Here is a 19,383-nt window from a genome sequence, read left to right as displayed (position 1 = left end):
GAGTGTGACCATGACCGACGCCAAGGCAATGTCCCCCGCCGAATTCGAGCAGGCCCTGCGGGCCAAGGGCGCCTACTACCACATCTACCACCCTTATCACGTGGCGATGTACGAAGGCCGCGCCACCCGCGAGCAGATTCAGGGCTGGGTAGCCAACCGCTTCTACTACCAGGTCAACATCCCCATGAAGGATGCCGCGATCCTGGCAAACTGCCCGGACCGCGAAGTGCGCCGCGAGTGGATTCAGCGTCTGCTGGACCACGATGGCGCGCCTGGCGAGGACGGCGGCATCGAGGCCTGGCTGCGCCTGGGCCAGTCTGTGGGCCTGGACCCGGACCAACTGCGTTCCCAGGAACTGGTGCTGCCCGGCGTGCGCTTTGCCGTTGACGCCTACGTCAACTTCGCCCGCCGCGCCAGCTGGCAGGAAGCGGCCAGCAGCTCGCTGACCGAACTGTTCGCCCCACAGATCCACCAGTCGCGCCTGGACAGCTGGCCGCAGCACTACCCGTGGATCGACCCGGCCGGCTACGAATACTTCCGCACCCGCCTGGGCCAGGCCCGGCGTGACGTGGAGCATGGCCTGGCCATTACCCTGCAGCACTACACCACGGCTGAAGGCCAGCAGCGCATGCTGGAAATCCTGCAGTTCAAACTCGACATCCTGTGGAGCATGCTCGACGCCATGACCATGGCCTACGAGCTCAACCGTCCGCCCTACCACAGCGTTACCGACCAGCGTGTCTGGCACAAGGGGATAGCCTTATGAGTCTTGATCGCAACCTGACGCCCACATGGCGCCCCGGCTACCGTTTCCAGTACGAGCCGGCACAGAAAGGCCACGTGCTGCTCTATCCTGAAGGGATGATCAAGCTCAACGACAGCGCCAGCGCCATCGGCGGCCTGATCGATGGCCAGCGCAGCGTTTTTGCCATCATCGCCGAGCTGGACAAGCAGTTCCCCGGCGTACCTGAGCTCGGTGACGACATCGAGCAATTCATGGAGGTCGCTCGTGCAGAGCACTGGATCGAACTTGCCTGAGCTGCCGGCCACGCCTGCGGTCGGCCTGCCCCTGTGGCTGCTGGCCGAGCTGACCTACCGCTGCCCATTGCAGTGCCCGTACTGCTCCAACCCCCTGGACTTCGCTGCCCAGGGCAAGGAGCTGACGACCGAGCAATGGTTCAAGGTATTTCGTGAAGCCCGGAAAATGGGCGCTGCACAAATCGGTTTCTCCGGTGGCGAGCCACTGGTGCGCCAGGACCTCGCCGAGCTGATCCACGAGGCGCGTCAGCTGGGGTTCTACACCAACCTGATTACCTCGGGCATCGGCCTGACCGAACAGAAGATCGCCGACTTCAAGGTGGCCGGCCTGGACCATATCCAGATCAGCTTCCAGGCCAGCGACGAGCAGGTCAACAACCTGCTGGCCGGCTCCAAGAAGGCGTTCAAGCAGAAGCTGGAAATGGCCCGCGCCGTGAAAGCCCACGGCTACCCGATGGTGCTGAACTTCGTCACCCATCGGCACAACATCGACAAGATCGACCGCATCATCGAGCTGTGCATCGCCCTGGAAGCCGACTTCGTCGAGCTTGCCACCTGCCAGTTCTACGGCTGGGCCGAGCTCAATCGCCTGGGCCTGCTGCCCACCAGGGAGCAGTTGGTGCGGGCCGAACGCATCACCAACGAGTATCGGGAAAAATTGGCGGCCGAGGGCAACCCCTGCAAGCTGATCTTCGTCACCCCGGACTACTACGAAGAACGACCCAAGGCGTGCATGAACGGCTGGGGCAGCATCTTCCTCACCGTGACCCCGGACGGTACGGCCCTGCCCTGCCATGGCGCGCGGCAGATGCCGATCCAGTTCCCCAATGTGCGCGAGCACAGCATGCAGCACATCTGGTATGACTCGTTCGGCTTCAACCGCTTCCGCGGTTATGATTGGATGCCCGAGCCGTGCCGCTCCTGCGACGAGAAAGAAAAGGACTTCGGTGGCTGTCGTTGCCAGGCTTTCATGCTGACCGGCGATGCCAGCAATGCCGACCCCGTGTGCAGTAAATCGGCGGACCACGGGATCATCCTCAAGGCCCGTGAAGAGTCCGAGACTGCCACGCAGACCATCGAACAACTGGCCTTCCGTAATGAACGAAACTCGAGAATCATCGCCAAGGCCTGACCTGTTCAGCGCCGCCCAGGCCGTTGCCGCCGGTACCGACTTTGCAGAGCTTGCGGTCGGCCCTGGCGGGCTGTTCTGGAACGAATTCCGCCCCCAGGAGGCGGCCTGCCGCATCTGGAACTGGCAGGCCGGGCAACTGCGCTGCCTGACGCCGGATGGCTTCAGCGTGCGCAGTCGCGTGTATGAATACGGCGGGGGCTCGTTTTGCCTGGTCGAGGGCGGTTTGGTCTTCGTCAACGAAGGCGACCAGCAGCTTTATTTCCAGGACTTTGTCGGCTCAGTTCCGCGTCCACTGACCCACGGTTCCCTGCGCTATGGCGGCGTCGAAGCGGCCAACGATCGGGTGCTGGCCGTGGAAGAAAGCCATGGCAGCGAGCACGTTGACCATTGCCTGGTCAGCATTGCCTTGGCTGATGGCTCGCGCCACGTACTGGCTGAAGGCGCCGACTTCTACGCCTCCCCCACCTTGAGCCGCGACGGCCAGCGCCTGGCCTGGATCGAATGGAGCCGGCCGCATCAGCCGTGGACCGTGACCCGTTTGATGGTGTGCCAGCGCCTGCCTTCCGGGCAGTGGGGCCAGCCGGTTCAACTGGGCGGCGACCACGAACAGTCGTTGCAACAGCCCCGCTTCGATGGCGAAGGCCGCCTTTATTGCCTGTCCGACCTGGCCGGGTTCTGGCAGCCATGGGGCGAGACCGCTGATGGCTGGCAGCTGCTGCCCTCACGCCCGGCCGACCACGCCGGTGCCCCTTGGCAACTGGGCGCCTGCACGTTGCTGCCGCTGCCGGGCGCGCGCTACCTGGCCACCTGGTTCGAAGAAGGTTTCGCCCGCTTGGGCATCGGCCAGCCCGACGGCCTGATCGAAGACTACAGCGGCGACTTCAGCCGCTTCCGCAGCCTGGCCATCGATGATCAATGCATCTACGCCATCGCCGCCTCGGCCACCTGTCCGCCGGCGGTGATCGCCATCGACCGGCGTACCCGCGACGCCCGCGTGCTGGCTGGCGGCGTACTGCCCCTGCCCGCCGACCAGATCAGCCGCCCGCAACCGCTGCGCTACGCCAGCGGTGACAGCCACGCCTTCGGCTTCTTCTACCCGGCCATGAACGGCGACAGCCAGCCGCCGCTGGTGGTATTCGTGCACGGCGGCCCCACCTCGGCCTGCTACCCGGTGTTCGACTCGCGCATCCAGTACTGGACCCAGCGCGGCTTCGCCGTGGCCGACCTCAACTACCGCGGCAGCAGCAGCTATGGCCGCGCCTACCGCCAGGCCCTGCACCTGCGCTGGGGCGAAGCCGACGTGGAAGATGCCTGCGCGGTGGTCAGCCACCTGGCCGCCCGCGGCCTGATCAACCCGGCCCAGGCCTTCATCCGCGGCGGCAGCGCGGGCGGCTACACCACCCTGTGCGCCCTGGCCTTCCACAACGTCTTCCGCGCCGGCGCCAGCCTGTACGGCGTCAGCGACCCGCTGGCCCTGACCAAGGCCACCCACAAATTCGAAAGCGACTACCTGGACTGGCTGATCGGCGACCCCCAGCGCGACGAAGCCCGCTACCGGGAGCGTACGCCGCTGCTCCACGCCAGCAACATCAAGGTGCCGGTGATCTTCTTCCAGGGTGAACTGGACGCCGTGGTGGTGCCCCAGCAAACCCACGACATGCTCAAGGCCCTGCACGACAACGGCCTGCCGGCCGAGGTGCATTACTACCCGGATGAGCGTCATGGGTTCCGCAAGGCGACGAATCTGGCGCATGCGCTGGAGCAGGAGTGGGGGTTTTATCGGCGGGTGCTTGAGGGGTGATACTGGCGCTCACCCCACCGTAAGGGTAACGGGCTTGCCCACCCGGCTGAGCATTGTTACCAGGCAATCGAGCGTGAACTTCGAGGTCTTCAAGTTCACAACATCAGAGACACGAGGCCGAGATACCATGAGGATCCTGGCCGCCTCTGCCTGCTTGAGGTGTTCTTGCTCAATCCACCCCGCCAAAGCCGACATCAGCTGACCTTTAAGAGCGACTGTGTCGTTGATCTGTTTCTGAGACTGGGCCTTCAGACGCACGGCCTCATCGGGAGAAAAACCGAGGTCTGCAAATACATTGCCGTCCGCCTCGGTCACGTGGCGAATCTGGGTATCTACCTTCATTTTTCATCCCTCTCCATTTTCAACACGGCCAGATAACGAGCTCGGGCAAGCTGAACATCAGAGCTCGCTCCCCCCAGGAAACTTGGCCAGATAAAGCACACGAAACGCGCCCTCTTCGTCTCTGACTCGGATTTCACGAACTCCGGTGCCTACGCGGCTAAAAGACTTCCAGTCATCCGGTGTATCGCCGCATTGCACTTTGTGCAACTGGAATCCCATGCAACGTCGCACGACCCACGGAAACTGGAGGAGATCATCATAGGAGCTCCCTACCCACCGGAGCGGTTTAGCGCAGCTCAAGTAGCACCTGACGTATAAAATATTATACCAAAAAGGCAGGTGCTGGATCGCGTAAAAGACAAAGGCCTCACCTCAAATGAAAAGAGGTGAAGCCTATTTGATCCGATAAGGATTGAATGTCAGGCAGATCCCATGAAAACGTCAGTCGTTTCCGATCTCCCGTACAGCTCAGCGCTTGGCGATGATATACACCGCATGCACGATGCCCGGGATATAACCGCACAGCGTCAACAGGATGTTCAGCCAGAAGGCCCCGCCGAACCCGACCTGCAGAAATACGCCCAGTGGTGGCAGCAGAATGGCGATGATGATGCGGATAAAGTCCATGTTACGGCTCCTGGAAGTTGATAACCAACTGACATCATGGAGCGCGCAAGGGTTCAACCCAGGGCGGCGGAGTTCACGCTGAGAGAGAAAGGGGCACGCCAATCCTGTAGCAGCTGCCGAAGGCTGCGTCGCAGGCGGCGCGGTGTAACAGCCAGTGCGCGGCGCCCATGACGCGGCCTAGCGGCCGCTGCTACGGGATCGAGGCGCGGCGTAGAGATACATCTACATAAAAAACACCCCGACCCAAGGGGGAGCCAGGCCGGGGCGATGCGCATTTACGCAGACGGTACAGGGTAATCAGTGCAACCGCTGGCTGCGGGCGCGGGCGAAGGCCAGGCTCAGGCGCTGGAACAGGCGCGGGGGTTCGGTTGGCGTCGGGACCGGTTCGGCATCGTCAATGATCAGCAGGATGTCCAGCGCCCGGCACAGTTGCTCCACGCCTTGCAGGTAGGCGTCAGCATCCGCCGTGGGCTGGAGCATGATCGCCACCGTCTGCGCATCAACCGCAGCATGCAAAGCTGCCAGATTACCAAACGGTACGCTCACCCCGACGGTGATGATGCGCCCTTCGTCCCGACGGCGCATGGCGCCCCACTCCAACGCCAGGCTCAAGGCCGCGTCACGCGCGCAGGCGTCGGCGCCCAGCAGCAACGCCTGATCACGGGCCGTGGCTTGGCACAGGCATTCGGCCAGGCTCGGCAGGCCATTTTCATCGGGCAGCAAGGCCAGGTTGAGCACGTCTGAGGGCTGCGTGGTCTTTCCTATGTAAATGCCCTGCTGTCTCAGACTACCCATTGCCGCCAGCGCCCCTGCAACCCTTGTGAATGCGGCGTAGACTAGGGGTTTGCCGGCCTTGTGGCCATTTCGATTTTCGAACTATTTCGATAAGTGATACTTATGGATTTTCGCCAACTGCGCTATTTCGTCGCAGTGTACGAAGAGGGTCATGTTGGTCGTGCCGCCGAGCGCCTTTCACTGTCCCAGCCAGCGCTGTCACAGCAGATCCGCCAACTGGAACACAGCCTGGATGTAAGCCTGTTCGAGCGCGGCAACAAGCGCCTGTTGCCGACCCTGGCCGCCCACACGCTGTACAACCACGCACTGCCGCTGCTCGACGGCATGCAGAAAGCCCGCGAGGCGCTGCTGGGTTTTCGCGGCCAGGCCCTGCGCACCCTGGCCATCGGTGTGCTGCAAACTGTGCACCCGGCCCTGGTGCCACAGCTGCTGGAGCGGGTGCGCAAGGCCCAGCCGCACCTGGTGATCCAGATCTACGAGCTGTCCGGTTCCGAAATCGAGAAACGCCTGCTCAACGGCACCCTGGACATCGGCATCAGCTACCTGCCACCGCGCCAGGCCGGCCTGCACGGCGTGCTGCTGTACGAGGACGAGCTGCAACTGGTGATCAGCACCGAGCACCCCTTGCGCGAGTTCAAGAAGGTGTCGCTGCGGCAGGCCGCAGAACTGCCGATGCTGTTGCTGGGCGAGGAATTCCAGGTGCGGCAGATCTGGCAGGCGCAACTGGCCAACCTGGGCCGTCGCGCGCAGGTGCAGGCAGAGCTGAACACCATGGCCGCCATCCTCGACAGCCTGCCCTATATGCGCCTGGCCACCGTGCTGCCAGGCCGCGCGCAGCAGATCGGCGAACACCCGGACCTGCTGTGGAAGCCGCTGAGCGAGCCGCGCGTGCCGTTGCAGGTGGGGTTGGTGTACCGCGATGCCCAGCGTCAGCAAGCGTCGGTGACCTTGCTGCGGCAGTTGCTGGAAGACGTCATCACCGCCTGACAAAACGCGCGCGCAAGAAAAAACCCCGCCGTGGCGGGGTTTCGCAATCTATATCCCTGACTTCCTTTTCTGCCCGCCGTCCAGTGGCAGGTTCCTTACGTGTCCGTGTTCTGCTTGGCGCTTCCTGCGCGACGTCCATGAAGCAAGATTACCCATGGATCCGTTTACCCGGTATCGCCGAAAGGCAACACGTCACGTAGGAAAATGCCTACAGCGACGCACGGGCATCAGAACTGCTCGGCCTCCAGCAGGAACAGCGATTCACTGCCCGCCTTCACCGATGCCGTCAGCGAGTGAATACGCGGCAACAGACGGGCGAAGTAGAAGCGCGCGGTGCCCAGTTTGCTGGCGTAGAAATCCTCCTGCTCCTGTTTGCCCAATGCGGCGCGGGCCATCAGTGCCCACATGTAGGCATAGGCGGTGTAGCCAAACACGTGCAGGTATTCCACGGACGCCGCGCCGATTTCATTCGGGTCGTTCTTGACGCGGTCCAGCAGCCAGGCGGTCAGCTCGTCGAGGTTATCCACAGCCGCCGCCAGGGGCTTGGTGAACTCGCCGAGCTCCGGCGCTGCCGTGCTGATGAAATGACGCACTTCGTCGGCAAACAGTTGGTAGAACGCGCCACCGCTACCGATCACCTTGCGGCCCACCAGGTCCAGCGCCTGAATACCGTTGGTGCCTTCGTAGATCTGGGTAATGCGCACATCACGGACCAACTGCTCCTGGCCCCACTCGCGAATAAACCCGTGGCCGCCAAACACTTGCTGGCCGTGAACGGTGGTTTCCAGGCCCAGGTCGGTCAGGAACGCCTTGGCCACCGGGGTCAGCAAGGCCACCAGGTCTTCGGCGCGTTTGCGCGTGGTGGCATCTTCGCTGAACTTGGCAGTGTCGAGCTGCATGGCCACGTAGGTGGAGAACGCCCGGCCGCCTTCGTTGAAGGCCTTCATGGTCAACAGCATGCGGCGCACGTCGGGGTGCACGATGATCGGGTCGGCGACCTTGTCCTTGGCTTTCGGGCCAGTGGGCGAACGGCTTTGCAGGCGGTCGCGGGCGTACTCGATGGCGTTCTGGTAGGAACGCTCGGCCGACGCCAGGCCTTGAATGCCAACGCCCAGGCGCTCGTAGTTCATCATGGTGAACATCGCGGCCAGGCCCTTGTTGGGCTCGCCGACGATATAGCCCACGGCGCCGTCGAAGTTCATCACGCAGGTGGCCGACGCCTGGATGCCCATCTTGTGCTCGATGGAACCGCAGCTCACGGCGTTGCGCGCGCCCAGACTGCCGTCGGCATTGACCATGAACTTGGGCACCAGGAACAGTGAGATACCCTTGGGCCCGGCGGGCGCGTCAGGCAGCTTGGCCAGCACCAGGTGGATGATGTTCTCGGTCAGGTCGTGCTCGCCGCCGGTGATGAAGATCTTGGTGCCGCTGATGGTATAGCTGCCATCGGCCTGGGGCTCGGCCTTAGTACGGATGATGCCCAGGTCGGTACCGGCATGGGCTTCGGTCAGGCACATGGAACCGGCCCAGACGCCGGCGTACATGTTGGGCAGGTAGGCCTGCTTCAGCTCGTCGCTGGCGTGGGCGTTGATCGACAGGCAGGCGCCAGCGGTCAGCATCGGGTACAGGCCAAATGCCAGGCTGGCGGAGTTGATCATTTCCTCGACCTGGGCCGAGACCACCTTGGGCATGCCCATGCCGCCGTAGGCAGGATCGCCGCCCACGCCTACCCAGCCGCCTTCGGCGTAAGTCTGGTAAGCCTGGGGGAAGCCCGCCGGGGTGGTGACCACGGTGTCTTTCCAGTGGCAGCCTTCTTCGTCGGCGCCGCGGTTCAACGGCGCGATGCGCTGGCTGGTGACCTTGCCGGCTTCTTCGAGGATGGCTTCCACAGTCTCCGCGTCCACGGTCTCTGCCAGGGCCGGTAGCTGGGCCCACAGGCTGGCTACATCGAAGACTTCATTGAGGACGAAGCGCATATCGCGCAGGGGCGCTTTGTAATCAGCCATGGCAACCTCGCAAACGGGAGTGGGAGAGTGGATTCAATCCAGTGTAACCCAACAACTTTTGCGACACATAGGGTCGTCTTGTGACCAATAGGTCTAACCTGGTATTACAAAATTTGACTGTGGGAGCGGGCTCTGCCCGCGAAAAGAGCGCCGCGGTAGACCAGATGTTGCGCGGTGCGTTCTTCGCGGGCAGAGCCCGCTCCCACAGTAGATAGAAGGATGAACGATCAGGCCGAGGCGGCGGTACGCACTGCGCCGCGGCGGGTCTGGCCGTAGCCCACCACGCAGTTGCGGCCCGCGCCCTTGGCGCTGTAAAGCGCTTCGTCGGCAGACTTGAGCACTTGCTCAGGGGTGCGATGGTCAATCAACCGCTCGGCTACGCCGATGCTGATGGTTACCGACACGCTGGTGGCCCCCGAGCCGTGGCGGCGCTGGCGCCCCTGCTTGTCGTCCTGCGGCCGGCTGTCGGGGTTGCGCAACTGGATGTTGTAGCTGGCGATGGCCTCGCGGATCGCCTCCAGGTGCGGCATGCACTCCTCCATGGTCTTGGCGGCGAACACCAGGGCGAACTCCTCTCCGCCGTAGCGATAGGCGCGCCCGCCGCCGGTGACCTTGGACAGCTTGCTGGCCACCAGGCGCAGCACCTGGTCGCCCACGTCGTGGCCGTGGGTATCGTTGAATTTCTTGAAGTGGTCGACGTCGGTCATGGCCAGCACGTAGTTGCGCCCCAGGCGCTGCATGCGCTCGTTCAGCGCGCGGCGCCCGGGCAGGCCGGTCAGCTCGTCACGGAAGGCCATTTGATAAGCCTCGTGGGCCACCGCCGCAGCAATCATCAGCATCACCTGGCTGCACATGATGTTCAGGGTGAACGGCAGGATGAAGGTCTTGGGCAACATCCAGAACAATCCGATCAGGCCCACCAACTGCGCGGCGTGCAAGGGCCGCGGCTGACGCAGGTACTGCACCGTCAGCAGCACGGCGGCCAGGAAAAATACCGGATAGGCCATCTGGATCAGGCTCATCCATTGGCCGTGCCAGGAAGGCCAGCGGATCTCGGCCAGCCAGTTCAGCAACGGCACCGGGAAACTCTGCTCCAGCCCAAGGGCGGTACTGCCCACGGCCAGCAACACCGCGAAGCGCGCCACCATGTCCTGGAACAGGTGCGTGCGCTCCTGCCAGGCGCCGAACAACCCGTACAGCGCTGGCAGCAACAGGCAACACAGGTGGAACACCACGGCGGCGTCTTCGCGCACCCGGCCGTTGTCGCGGTAGAAGTCGGTCTGGGTGTCCAGCAAGAAATAGGCGATGTACACCGTGACCATCAGGAACAGCTCGCGCTGGCGGCGGTAGACCGCGCAGTAGGCGCCGCCCAGCAACAGCACCAGGGTGGGCAGCACGTTGAACAGCGAGGTGAAGAATACGTTCAGGTCTTTTACGTAGGCAGCCGCGAGCCCCGCAAGCAACAACAACAGCGACGGTAGGAAATGACTGAAATTAAAAGCTGATAAACGCGGCAAAAGGGAAAATCCGATAGCAAGCAAGATTATGGCATTGTGCCTTTACCTGTATCGGCAATCATTACGATTGTTTAATGCTCAACACATATTGACGCCAAAAAAATTTCCCTAAGCCCATACACCCCGTAGCCGCTGCCGAAGGCTGCGCTGGCCCTATACCGCGCTGGAGATCTTCAGGGTTCACGCCGGCCAGCGCAGCCTGGCGGCAGCGGCTACGGATCGCGTGGGCAAAAAAAAACCGCTGCACCAGGGCAGCGGTTTTTTTAACGAAGGTTTCGACGCTTAGTAGCTAAGCCCGAAATGCTCTTCGTCCATCGCCATCAGGTTGTTGGCGCCCGACAGGATCGCCGCCACGTGGGTACGGGTACGCGGCAGGATGCGCTGGAAGTAGAAGCGCGCGGTCTGCAGCTTGGCGGTGTAGAACGCCTGCTCGGTGGTGCCGGCAGCCAGTTTCTCGGCCGCCACACGTGCCATGTCGGCCCAGAAGTAGGCCAGGCATGCGTAGCCGGAGTACATCAGGTAGTCCACCGAAGCGGCACCCACTTCCTCGCGGTCTTTCATGGCGGCCATGCCGATCTTCATGGTCAGCTCGCCCCACTCTTTGTTCAGCTGGGCCAGCGGGGTGACGAACTCGGTGACAGCTTCGTTGCCTTCGTTGGTCTGGCAGAACTTGTGGACGATCTTGGTGAAGCCCTTCAGCGCTTCGCCCTGGGTCATCAGCACCTTGCGGCCCAGCAGGTCGAGTGCCTGAACGCCGGTGGTGCCTTCGTACAGCATCGAAATGCGGCTGTCGCGCACGTTCTGCTCCATGCCCCACTCGGCGATGAAGCCGTGGCCGCCGTAGATCTGCACGCCGTGGTTGGCCGCTTCAAAACCGACTTCGGTCATGAACGCCTTGGCGATCGGGGTCATGAAGGCCAGCAGCGCGTCGGCCTTTTTCTTCTCTTCTTCGTCGACGCCGTATTTGACGATGTCCACTTGCTTGGCGGTGAAGTACACCATGGCGCGGTTGCCTTCGGCGAACGCCTTCATGGTCAGCAGCATGCGACGTACGTCAGGGTGCACGATGATCGGGTCAGCCGCTTTGTCCGGCGCTTTCGGGCCAGTCAGCGAACGCATCTGCAGACGATCACGGGCGTATTTCAGGCCACCCTGGAACGCGATCTCAGCGTGGGACAGGCCTTGCAGCGCAGTACCCAGGCGAGCGGTGTTCATGAAGGTGAACATGCAGTTCAGGCCTTTGTTCGCCGGGCCGATCAGGAAACCGGTGGCCGCGTCGAAGTTCATCACGCAGGTGGCGTTGCCGTGGATGCCCATCTTGTGTTCCAGCGAACCACAGTTCACCGCGTTGCGGGTGCCTGGGGTGCCGTCTGCGTTGGGCAGGAACTTGGGCACGATGAACAGCGAGATACCCTTGGTACCGGCCGGGGCATCGGGCAGGCGGGCCAGCACGATGTGGACGATGTTGTCGGCCATGTCGTGTTCGCCGGCCGAGATGAAGATCTTGGTACCAGTGACTTTGTAGGAACCATCGGCCTGCGGCTCGGCCTTGGTGCGCAGCATGCCCAGGTCGGTACCGCAGTGCGGCTCGGTCAGGCACATGGTGCCGGTCCACTCGCCCGAAACCAGCTTGGTCAGGTAGGCCTCTTGCTGCTCGGGGGTGCCGTGCTCGGAGATGGTGTTCATGGCGCCATGGGACAGGCCCGGGTACATGCCCCACGACCAGTTGGCCTCGCCGACCATTTCGCTCACGGCCAGGCCCAGCGACTCGGGCAGGCCTTGGCCGCCATGGGCCACGTCGTGGGCCAGGCTTGGCCAGCCGCCTTCGACGAACTGTTTGTAGGCTTCCTTGAAGCCGGTCGGCGTCTTCACGCCCGACTCGCTCCAAGTGCAGCCTTCGATGTCACCCACCCGGTTCAGCGGGGCCAGTACCTGCTCACAAAACTTGGCGCCTTCCTCGAGGATGGCGTCGACCATGTCCGGGGTAGCGTCCTCACAAGCCGGCAGGCTTTGATAGTGCGCTTCATAGCCAAGCAGTTCGTCACGTACGAAGCGAATATCACGCAAGGGGGCCTTGTAATCAGGCATAGCGATAAACCTCTGCTGATGAAACTGGAATGTGTGACCGCAACAGACCAACCAGCGCTTGATGGCTTTCTGTCAAACAGTTGTTTGAAACATACGTTTACGCCCAAAAGTTGTCAAGCATCCATCGACCACACTACACCCGACACGCACGAAATACCCGCCCACAGGTCATCGCCACAGGTGCAGAACACTGTGGTGAATATCGGGAAATAAAGGTCTTAAACGCCGTAGCCTGGCGGCAGCGGCTAGGAGACGGTGTCGTCTGCATCGCGGCCAAGGCCGGCTCCTAACACGGACGGCGTAGGAGCCGACTTTAGTCGCGATGCAGACGCCGCGGTTATAGGATCAGGCGTAGGTGTCGATCAGAGTGCCGAGGGTTTCGGCCGCAGCCTTTTCAACCTTGAGGCCGGCTTCCACTTCCATGCGGCCCTGGTTCAGCTGCACGGCGCTGTTGGCCAGGTCTTGCTGGCTGATGTCCACGGAGAGCAAACGCTTGGCCTGCAGGTCGGTGGACTGGTTGGTAACCGGGGAGGTGCTCTCCACGGTATTGCTGGCGATCTGGCTGGCGGCCTGGTCAACACGCGCCAGGCCACTCTGTACCGAGCTCAGGCCTGCGTAGTAGGCGCTGCCGCTGGTGATTTGCATGGTCAAACCCCGAAATCATTAAGCTGATGCCTTCTATTGAAGCAGACACCGTCAATAAATTCACGTCAATAAGACGAATGGCACTTGGCCATCTTGATAGCTAAATTCAATCCAGCAAATCCAGCTGCAAGTGCTCGGCCACCATCGCCGCCGAAATCCCCTTCAGGCGAGGCACACGCCCCAGGCAAGGCGCCGGCAGGCACTCGGCCAGGGTGGCCAGGTTTTCTTCCAGGCGCGAGGTACGGCCATCGATGACGTTGGCTACCCAGCCCGCCAGTTGCAGCCCGTCGCGGGCAATGGCCTCGGCAGTCAGCAGTGCATGGTTGATGCAGCCCAGGCGTACGCCCACCACCAGAATCACCGGCAGCTTGAGGGCCATGGCCAGGTCGGACAGGTTGGCCTGGCCCGACAGGGGCACGCGCCAGCCGCCGGCGCCTTCGATCAAGGTGAAGTCGGCCTGGTGGGCGAGAATCTCGCGCATGGGCTCCAGCAAGGTCTGCACACTCAGCGTCACACCGGCTTCACGGGCCGCTAGGTGCGGGGCGATGGGCGGCTCGAAGGCGATCGGGTTGACCTGCTCGTACGGCAACTGAATCGAGCTTTCGGCCATCAGCGCCAGTGCATCGGCGTTGCGCAGGCCCTTGGGCGTGACATCGCAGCCCGACGCCACGGGCTTGGCGCCCAGGGTGCTGAGGCCATTGAGCCTGGCTGCGTGCAGCAACCCGGCGGCGATGGTGGTCTTGCCGACGTCGGTATCGGTACCGGCGATAAAGTAAGCTGGGCCCATCTCAGTTGTCCCCTTCCAGCGGTTTGTGCAGTACCGCGTAGACCACCTGGTAGGTGGCCGGCAAGCCTTGCGGCTGGCGGAATTGCTCGTAAGCCTGCAACAACCCGGTCATGCGCGCACGCCCGGTCAACCCGCCATTACGGCCCGGGTTGAGGTTGTGTGCCCCCAATGCCTTGAGTTCATGGGTCAACCCACGCACATCAGGGTAGTACAACACGTGAGGAACCTGTTCCAGACACAGCACTTGCAGGCCACTTTCGCCGCACAGGCGCTGATAATCCTCGAACGGGCGGAAGCGATTGACGTGCACCAGGCCGTCCACCGCCTGCCAGCTTTCACGTAATTCACGCAAGGTACCCACGCACAGGCTGGCGAAGGCCATCACCCCGCCCGGTTGCAGGCTGCGCCGCGCTTCGGCCAGCACCGCGGCGAAGTCGCTGCACCATTGCACGGCCAGGCTGGAAAACAGCAGGTCGACGCTGGACGAGCGCACGGGCAGGCGCTCGGCGTCACCCACCACATACCCCGCCGCGCCACCCAGCGGACGGGCGTGCTGGAGCATGCCTTCGGCGATATCCACCGCCACGCCGTAGGCATCGGGGTAGGCAACGGCCAGGGCGCGGCTGAAATAGCCGGTGCCACTGCCCAGGTCCAGCCAGCGGCGCGGCTGGAAGCGTTGTGGCAAGCGCTCGATCAGCGCAGTGCCGACATTGCGTTGCAGTTCGGCGACGCTGTCGTAGCTGGCTGCCGCACGGGAGAACGAAGCCGCCACCTGACGCTTGTCCGGCAGTGCGCCGGGCAGCGGGGGCGTGGAAAGATCAGTCATCGGGGGACTCATGCAGAAAGGCCTGGATGGCCGCCGCCAGTTCATGGGGGTCTTCCAGGGGGAAAGCGTGGCTGGCCGCTTCAATGAGGCCAACTTCGACATCGGGCAGCAGGGTCAGCACATCACCGGCTACCTCGGCCGGCACCAGGGCATCGTGGCCGGCGTACAGATGCAATTGCGGCCCGGCGTAGGCCTGCAGGGCGGCGCGGATATCCAGTTGCGCCAGCAACTCCAGGCCATGACGCAGCGCATCGGCCGAGGCTTCAGGCGCACCGGCGCCCAGCAGCCGGGACAGGCTGCGCGGGTCTTCCACCGCGCCTTGGGCACACAGCAGGCTGAAGCGCTTCAAGGTGCTTTGCGGGTTGGCGCTGCAACCGGCCAGGAAGGCGTCGAAGGTCTGCGCCGGCATCGCGTTGGGCCATTCGGCGCGGGCGACGAAACACGGGTTGCTGGCCAGGGTCAGCAGGCCGCAGCAGCGGTCGCCACGGCGCGCCGCCAGCTCCGCAGCCAGCATACCCCCCAGCGACCAGCCGCCCAGCCAGCAGTCCTGGGGCACGCTGGCGTCCAGGGCGTCGAGCCAGGCATTCAGGTCGCTGCTGCCTGGGGTGGGCAGCGGCTCGATATGCACGTGCAGGTGCTCGTCCAGCCCTTGCAAGGCAGCGGCCAGGGGCTGCAAGGGCCCAAGGCCCATGCCCCAGCCCGGCAACAGAATCAGGCGATCACGCATCGCTCGGCTCCAGCAACGGATAACAATCGGCCAATGCACTCAACAATAGCTGCACCTGCGCCTCGCTGTGGGCCGCCGACAAAGTCACGCGCAGACGGGCGCTGCCCGCCGGTACGGTCGGTGGGCGGATGGCCGTGACCATCAGGCCGCGCTCGCGCAGCAGCTGCGACAGGCGCACAGCGCGGCCGGCATCGCCGATCAGGATTGGCTGGATGGGCGTGAAGCTGTCCATCAACTGCAGGCCGATCTGCTCGGCACCGTGGCGGAACTGACGGATCAGCGTGGCCAGGTGCTCGCGACGCCAGTGCTCGGTACGCAGCAGCTCAAGGCTCTTGAGCGTGGCGCAGGCCAGCGCCGGTGGCTGGCTGGTGGTGTAGATGTAGGGCCGGGCGAACTGCACCAGCGCTTCGATCAAGTCATCACTGCCCGCCACGAAAGCACCCGCGGTGCCGAACGCCTTGCCCAAGGTACCGACCAGCACCGGCACCTCGTCGATGCCCAAACCAAAATGCTCGACGATGCCTGCCCCAGTGGCGCCCAGCGGGCCGAAGCCGTGAGCGTCATCCACCATCAGCCAGGCGCCCTTGGCCTTGGCGACCTTGACCAGTGCCGGCAGGTCGGCAATGTCGCCGTCCATGCTGAACACGCCATCGGTCACCACCAATGTATTGCCGGTGGCTTTCTCCAGGCGGTTGGCCAGGCTGGCCGGATCGTTGTGCAGGTAGCGATTGAATCGCGCGCCGCTGAGCAGGCCGGCGTCCAGCAGCGAGGCATGGTTGAGACGGTCTTGCAGCACCGTGTCGCCCTGCCCCACCAGCGCCGTGACCGCGCCGAGGTTGGCCATGTAGCCGGTGGAGAACAGCAAGGCGCGCGGGCGCCCGGTGAGCTCGGCCAGCGCCAGTTCCAGGTCGTGGTGCGGGCCGCTGTGGCCGATCACCAGGTGCGAGGCCCCGCCGCCCACGCCCCAGCGCGCCGCGCCGGCTTGCCAGGCGGCGATCACCTCGGGGTGGTTGGCCAGGCCCAGGTAGTCGTTGTTGCAGAAGGCCAACAGCGGTTGGCCATCGACCACCACTTGCGGGCCCTGGGGGCTCTCAAGCAGCGGCCGCTGACGGTAGAGGTCGGCGGCGCGGCGCTCGGCCAGCCGCGCGCTGAGGTCGAAGGCCATCGGCGGTCAGGCCGACGCAGCGTCGTAGAACAGCTCGCCGCTCTTCTGCTCGATCAGCGCCTGCTCGATGGCGGCCTGGTGCACTTCGTCAGCGTGCTCTTCGCGGGCTTCAGGCTTGATGCCTAGGCGTGCGAACAGCGCCATGTCCTTGTCGGCCTGCGGGTTGGCGGTGGTCAGCAGCTTGTCGCCGTAGAAAATCGAGTTGGCGCCGGCGAAGAAGGCCAGGGCCTGCATCTGCTCGTTCATGGCTTCGCGGCCGGCGGACAGGCGCACGTGGGACTGCGGCATCAGGATACGGGCCACGGCCAGCATGCGGATGAAGTCGAACGGGTCGACGTCCTCGGCGTTCTCCAGCGGCGTGCCGGCGACTTTCACCAGCATGTTGATGGGCACCGACTCCGGGTGCTCCGGCAGGTTGGCCAACTGGATCAGCAGGCCGGCGCGGTCGTCCAGCGACTCGCCCATGCCCAGGATGCCGCCCGAGCAGATCTTCATGCCGGCGTCACGCACGTAGGCCAGGGTCTGCAGACGCTCGCTGTAGGTACGGGTGGTGATGATGCTGCCGTAGAACTCGGGCGAGGTGTCGAGGTTGTGGTTGTAGTAGTCCAGGCCCGCTTCGGCCAGGGCAGCGGTCTGCTCCTTGTCCAGCTTGCCCAGGGTCATGCAGGTTTCCAGGCCCATGGCCTTCACGCCGGCCACCATCTTCAGCACGTAGGGCATGTCCTTGGCCGACGGGTGTTTCCAGGCAGCGCCCATGCAGAAACGGGTGGAACCGATGGCCTTGGCGCGCGCGGCTTCTTCCAGCACCTTCTGCACTTCCATCAGCTTTTCTTTTTCAAGACCGGTGTTGTAGTGGCCCGACTGCGGGCAGTACTTGCAGTCTTCCGGGCAGGCGCCGGTCTTGATCGACAGCAGGGTGGACACTTGCACGCGGTTGGCATCGAAATGCGCGCGGTGCACAGTCTGGGCCTGGAACAGCAGGTCGTTGAAAGGCTGGGTGAACAGGGCCTTGACCTCAGCCAGGGACCAGTCGTGACGAAGCGTTGCAGTTGTGCTGGCGCTCATGGGCGATTCCTTGGTTATGCTTGGGCTGGCGGCCGGGATAAGGGAAATACCCACAACCGCCACACGGATAATGGGCATATTTAAGGAAGACGCATGGACTGTCAACCGGGTCACGGAAGGTCGGTTTACAACTGGCTAATAAACAACCAATCGTGTTTATTGTGCGATGAGCCGGCCCAGCAGGCTTACCCATTGTGCGCCGCCTGCGAAACCGAGCTGCCTTGGCTGCAGGAGCGCTGTGGTCGCTGCGCCCTGCCCATGGCCATCGACGGCGTGCTGTGCGGCCAGTGCGCCCGCCGCGCCCCGCCGTTCACCCAGGTCGAGGCGCCCTGGCATTACGGTTTCCCGGTGGACAGCCTGATCAGCCAATTCAAGCACAACGCCCGCTGGCCGCTGGGCCGGTTGCTGGGCGAGCTGCTGTGCCACTGGCTGCAAGCCCGCTTCGATGAAGGCCTGCCACGCCCCGACTGCCTGCTGCCGGTGCCCATGGGCCGCAAGCGCCTGCGTCAGCGCGGCTTCAACCAGGCAGCGCTATTGGCGCGCTGGCTGGGGGCACAACTGCGTCTGCCCGTGGATGAACACATGCTGCTGCGCCCGGTGGAAACCCGCGCCCAACAGGACCTGGACGCACGCCAGCGCCAGCGCAACCTGTTGCAGGCCTTCACCCTGGCGCCGCGCCCGTGGGTGCAGGGGCGGCACCTGGCGCTGATCGACGACGTGATGACCACCGGCGCCACGACGCGCGCCCTGGCGCAATTGCTGCTGCGTGCCGGTGCGGCGCGGGTCGATGTGTATTGCCTGGCGCGCACGGCGAAACCGGGCACGGCTTGACTTGCCTGGCGACGGAGTTCAACGTCGTGCGCTCTATAACACCGACACAGCGCCACTACTGCCATGCCCTTGCCCAGCCTGCTCACCCAACACATCGCCCGTCGCCCGCAGCGCATCGCCCTGCTGCAACACATTGCCGAACAAGGCTCGATCACCCGCGCCGCCAAAGCCGCGGGCATGAGCTACAAGGGCGCCTGGGACGCCATCGACGAACTCAACAACCTGGCCGAAAAGCCGTTGGTGGAGCGCGCCGTGGGCGGCAAGGGTGGCGGTGGCGCGCGGCTGTCGGAAGAAGGCCAGCGCGTGCTGCGCCTGTACCAGCGCTTGCAGGCTTTGCAGACGCAGGTGCTGGAAGTGGCCGAAGATGTGCGCGACCTTGATCTGCTGAGCCGCCTGATGCTGCGTACCAGTGCGCGCAATCAATTGCAGGGCAGTGTCCGGGCCATTACCGCTCAAGGTCGCAATGACCTGATCGAACTGGACCTGGGCGCCGGGCAGTCACTGTGCGCGCAGATCACCCATGAAAGCACCCAGACCCTGGAATTGAGCGAAGGCGTGCAGGTGCTGGCCCTGATCAAGGCCGGCTGGCTGCGCCTGCATGATGCGGCGGGGCCTGTGCCGGCTGGCGAGAATGGGCTGGTGGGCCGAGTGGAACAAATCATCGATGACCCTGAAGGACCGAGCGAAGTGCGGGTCGGCCTGCCCAATGGCCAGACCCTGTGTGCGCTGGAAGATGCGGCGCGGGTCGAGGAGCTGGGTGTGGTGGAGGGCAAGGATGTGTTGGTGGCGTTTGCGCCCACTTTTGTGCTGCTGGGTACACCGCTGTAGATCTCCGGATCTCTTGAAACCGCGTCGCCTGCATCGCGACTAAAGTCGGCTCCTACGAGGGCAGACGACGCGGTCCTGTAGCCGCTGCCGCCAGGCTGCGCTGGCCCTGTGCCCCACTGAAGATCTACAGGGTTCACCCCGGCCAGCGCAGCCTGGCGGCAGCGGCTACAGGGCAG

General features: G+C 63.8%; 20 protein-coding genes. 7 read left to right on the top strand and 13 right to left on the bottom strand.

The window, feature by feature from the left end; genetic code table 11:
• Positions 1-10 precede the first annotated feature (10 nt).
• From pqqC to ACZ9GA_RS31180, 4 genes are read left to right on the top strand one after another with little or no spacing between them, the layout of a single operon-like run.
• A complete protein-coding gene (pqqC, locus tag ACZ9GA_RS31195; RefSeq protein WP_027980314.1) occupies positions 11-766 on the top strand; it encodes a pyrroloquinoline-quinone synthase PqqC in 756 nt (251 codons plus the stop codon).
• The gene (gene pqqD, locus ACZ9GA_RS31190) at positions 763-1,038 is read left to right on the top strand and encodes a pyrroloquinoline quinone biosynthesis peptide chaperone PqqD (RefSeq protein WP_457358277.1); all 276 of its coding nucleotides are present in this window, start codon (positions 763-765) and stop codon (positions 1,036-1,038) included. The genes pqqC and pqqD overlap by 4 nt, the downstream gene beginning before the upstream one ends.
• Positions 1,010-2,170: a pyrroloquinoline quinone biosynthesis protein PqqE gene (gene pqqE / locus ACZ9GA_RS31185; protein ID WP_457358279.1), complete on the top strand. Its 1,161-nt coding sequence runs from the start codon at positions 1,010-1,012 to the stop codon at positions 2,168-2,170. Before pqqD ends, pqqE begins: the two co-directional genes overlap by 29 nt.
• Positions 2,136-3,971 (top strand): alpha/beta hydrolase family protein, encoded by a 1,836-nt coding sequence (locus ACZ9GA_RS31180; RefSeq protein WP_457358281.1) that lies wholly within the window; start codon positions 2,136-2,138, stop codon positions 3,969-3,971. The genes pqqE and ACZ9GA_RS31180 overlap by 35 nt, the downstream gene beginning before the upstream one ends.
• A 9-nt stretch (positions 3,972-3,980) precedes the next feature.
• On the opposite strand, the gene ACZ9GA_RS31175 is transcribed toward ACZ9GA_RS31180, so the two are convergent.
• The 4 genes from ACZ9GA_RS31175 to ACZ9GA_RS31160 all read right to left on the bottom strand — a co-directional run bounded on the left by ACZ9GA_RS31175 (position 3,981) and on the right by ACZ9GA_RS31160 (position 5,735).
• Positions 3,981-4,313 (bottom strand): helix-turn-helix domain-containing protein, encoded by a 333-nt coding sequence (locus ACZ9GA_RS31175; protein WP_457358283.1) that lies wholly within the window; start codon positions 4,311-4,313, stop codon positions 3,981-3,983.
• A gap of 57 nt (positions 4,314-4,370) precedes the next feature.
• A complete protein-coding gene (locus tag ACZ9GA_RS31170) occupies positions 4,371-4,613 on the bottom strand; it encodes a type II toxin-antitoxin system RelE/ParE family toxin (RefSeq protein WP_457358285.1) in 243 nt (80 codons plus the stop codon).
• Positions 4,614-4,781: 168 nt separating this feature from the next.
• Positions 4,782-4,940, bottom strand: coding sequence for a YqaE/Pmp3 family membrane protein (locus ACZ9GA_RS31165; RefSeq protein WP_003228885.1), 159 nt, complete (start codon positions 4,938-4,940; stop codon positions 4,782-4,784).
• A 297-nt stretch (positions 4,941-5,237) separates the two neighbouring features.
• On the bottom strand, positions 5,238-5,735 hold the full coding sequence (locus ACZ9GA_RS31160; RefSeq protein ID WP_457358287.1) for a hypothetical protein: 498 nt from the start codon (positions 5,733-5,735) through the stop codon (positions 5,238-5,240).
• A 102-nt stretch (positions 5,736-5,837) separates the two neighbouring features.
• Here ACZ9GA_RS31160 and ACZ9GA_RS31155 point away from each other — a divergent pair, with 102 nt between their 5' ends.
• Positions 5,838-6,722 (top strand): LysR family transcriptional regulator, encoded by an 885-nt coding sequence (locus ACZ9GA_RS31155; RefSeq protein WP_457358288.1) that lies wholly within the window; start codon positions 5,838-5,840, stop codon positions 6,720-6,722.
• A gap of 227 nt (positions 6,723-6,949) precedes the next feature.
• Here the strand turns inward: ACZ9GA_RS31155 and ACZ9GA_RS31150 are convergent, their stop codons facing one another.
• From ACZ9GA_RS31150 to bioB, 9 genes are all read right to left on the bottom strand, one after another.
• The gene (locus tag ACZ9GA_RS31150; protein ID WP_457358290.1) at positions 6,950-8,728 is read right to left on the bottom strand and encodes an acyl-CoA dehydrogenase C-terminal domain-containing protein; all 1,779 of its coding nucleotides are present in this window, start codon (positions 8,726-8,728) and stop codon (positions 6,950-6,952) included.
• 227 nt (positions 8,729-8,955) lie between these two features.
• Positions 8,956-10,245, bottom strand: a complete 1,290-nt coding sequence (locus tag ACZ9GA_RS31145; protein ID WP_457358292.1) for a GGDEF domain-containing protein — start codon at positions 10,243-10,245, stop codon at positions 8,956-8,958.
• Positions 10,246-10,527: 282 nt separating this feature from the next.
• On the bottom strand, positions 10,528-12,333 hold the full coding sequence (locus tag ACZ9GA_RS31140; protein ID WP_457358294.1) for a phenylacyl-CoA dehydrogenase: 1,806 nt from the start codon (positions 12,331-12,333) through the stop codon (positions 10,528-10,530).
• A gap of 345 nt (positions 12,334-12,678) precedes the next feature.
• Positions 12,679-12,978: a hypothetical protein gene (locus ACZ9GA_RS31135; RefSeq protein ID WP_027980306.1), complete on the bottom strand. Its 300-nt coding sequence runs from the start codon at positions 12,976-12,978 to the stop codon at positions 12,679-12,681.
• A gap of 106 nt (positions 12,979-13,084) precedes the next feature.
• Positions 13,085-13,765, bottom strand: a complete 681-nt coding sequence (bioD, locus tag ACZ9GA_RS31130; RefSeq protein WP_027980305.1) for a dethiobiotin synthase — start codon at positions 13,763-13,765, stop codon at positions 13,085-13,087.
• A gap of 1 nt (position 13,766) precedes the next feature.
• Positions 13,767-14,591, bottom strand: coding sequence for a malonyl-ACP O-methyltransferase BioC (gene bioC / locus ACZ9GA_RS31125; protein WP_457358296.1), 825 nt, complete (start codon positions 14,589-14,591; stop codon positions 13,767-13,769).
• Positions 14,584-15,318, bottom strand: a complete 735-nt coding sequence (locus ACZ9GA_RS31120) for an alpha/beta fold hydrolase (protein ID WP_457358298.1) — start codon at positions 15,316-15,318, stop codon at positions 14,584-14,586. The genes bioC and ACZ9GA_RS31120 overlap by 8 nt, the downstream gene beginning before the upstream one ends.
• Entirely contained in the window at positions 15,311-16,483 is a 1,173-nt protein-coding gene (gene bioF / locus ACZ9GA_RS31115; RefSeq protein ID WP_457358300.1) for an 8-amino-7-oxononanoate synthase, read from the bottom strand. The genes ACZ9GA_RS31120 and bioF overlap by 8 nt, the downstream gene beginning before the upstream one ends.
• A gap of 6 nt (positions 16,484-16,489) precedes the next feature.
• Positions 16,490-17,548 carry a biotin synthase BioB gene (bioB, locus tag ACZ9GA_RS31110; RefSeq protein ID WP_457358302.1) on the bottom strand — a complete coding sequence of 353 codons (1,059 nt, stop codon included), beginning with the start codon at positions 17,546-17,548 and terminating at the stop codon, positions 16,490-16,492.
• 93 nt (positions 17,549-17,641) lie between these two features.
• Between bioB and ACZ9GA_RS31105 the strand changes: the two genes are divergently transcribed.
• Positions 17,642-18,379: a ComF family protein gene (locus ACZ9GA_RS31105; RefSeq protein WP_457358304.1), complete on the top strand. Its 738-nt coding sequence runs from the start codon at positions 17,642-17,644 to the stop codon at positions 18,377-18,379.
• Positions 18,380-18,442: 63 nt separating this feature from the next.
• Positions 18,443-19,207: a TOBE domain-containing protein gene (locus ACZ9GA_RS31100; RefSeq protein WP_457358306.1), complete on the top strand. Its 765-nt coding sequence runs from the start codon at positions 18,443-18,445 to the stop codon at positions 19,205-19,207.
• Positions 19,208-19,383: the final 176 nt, after the last annotated feature.

This window comes from Pseudomonas sp. TE3644 (assembly GCF_056278815.1).
This window is presented reverse-complemented; position numbering and strand designations above follow the sequence as displayed.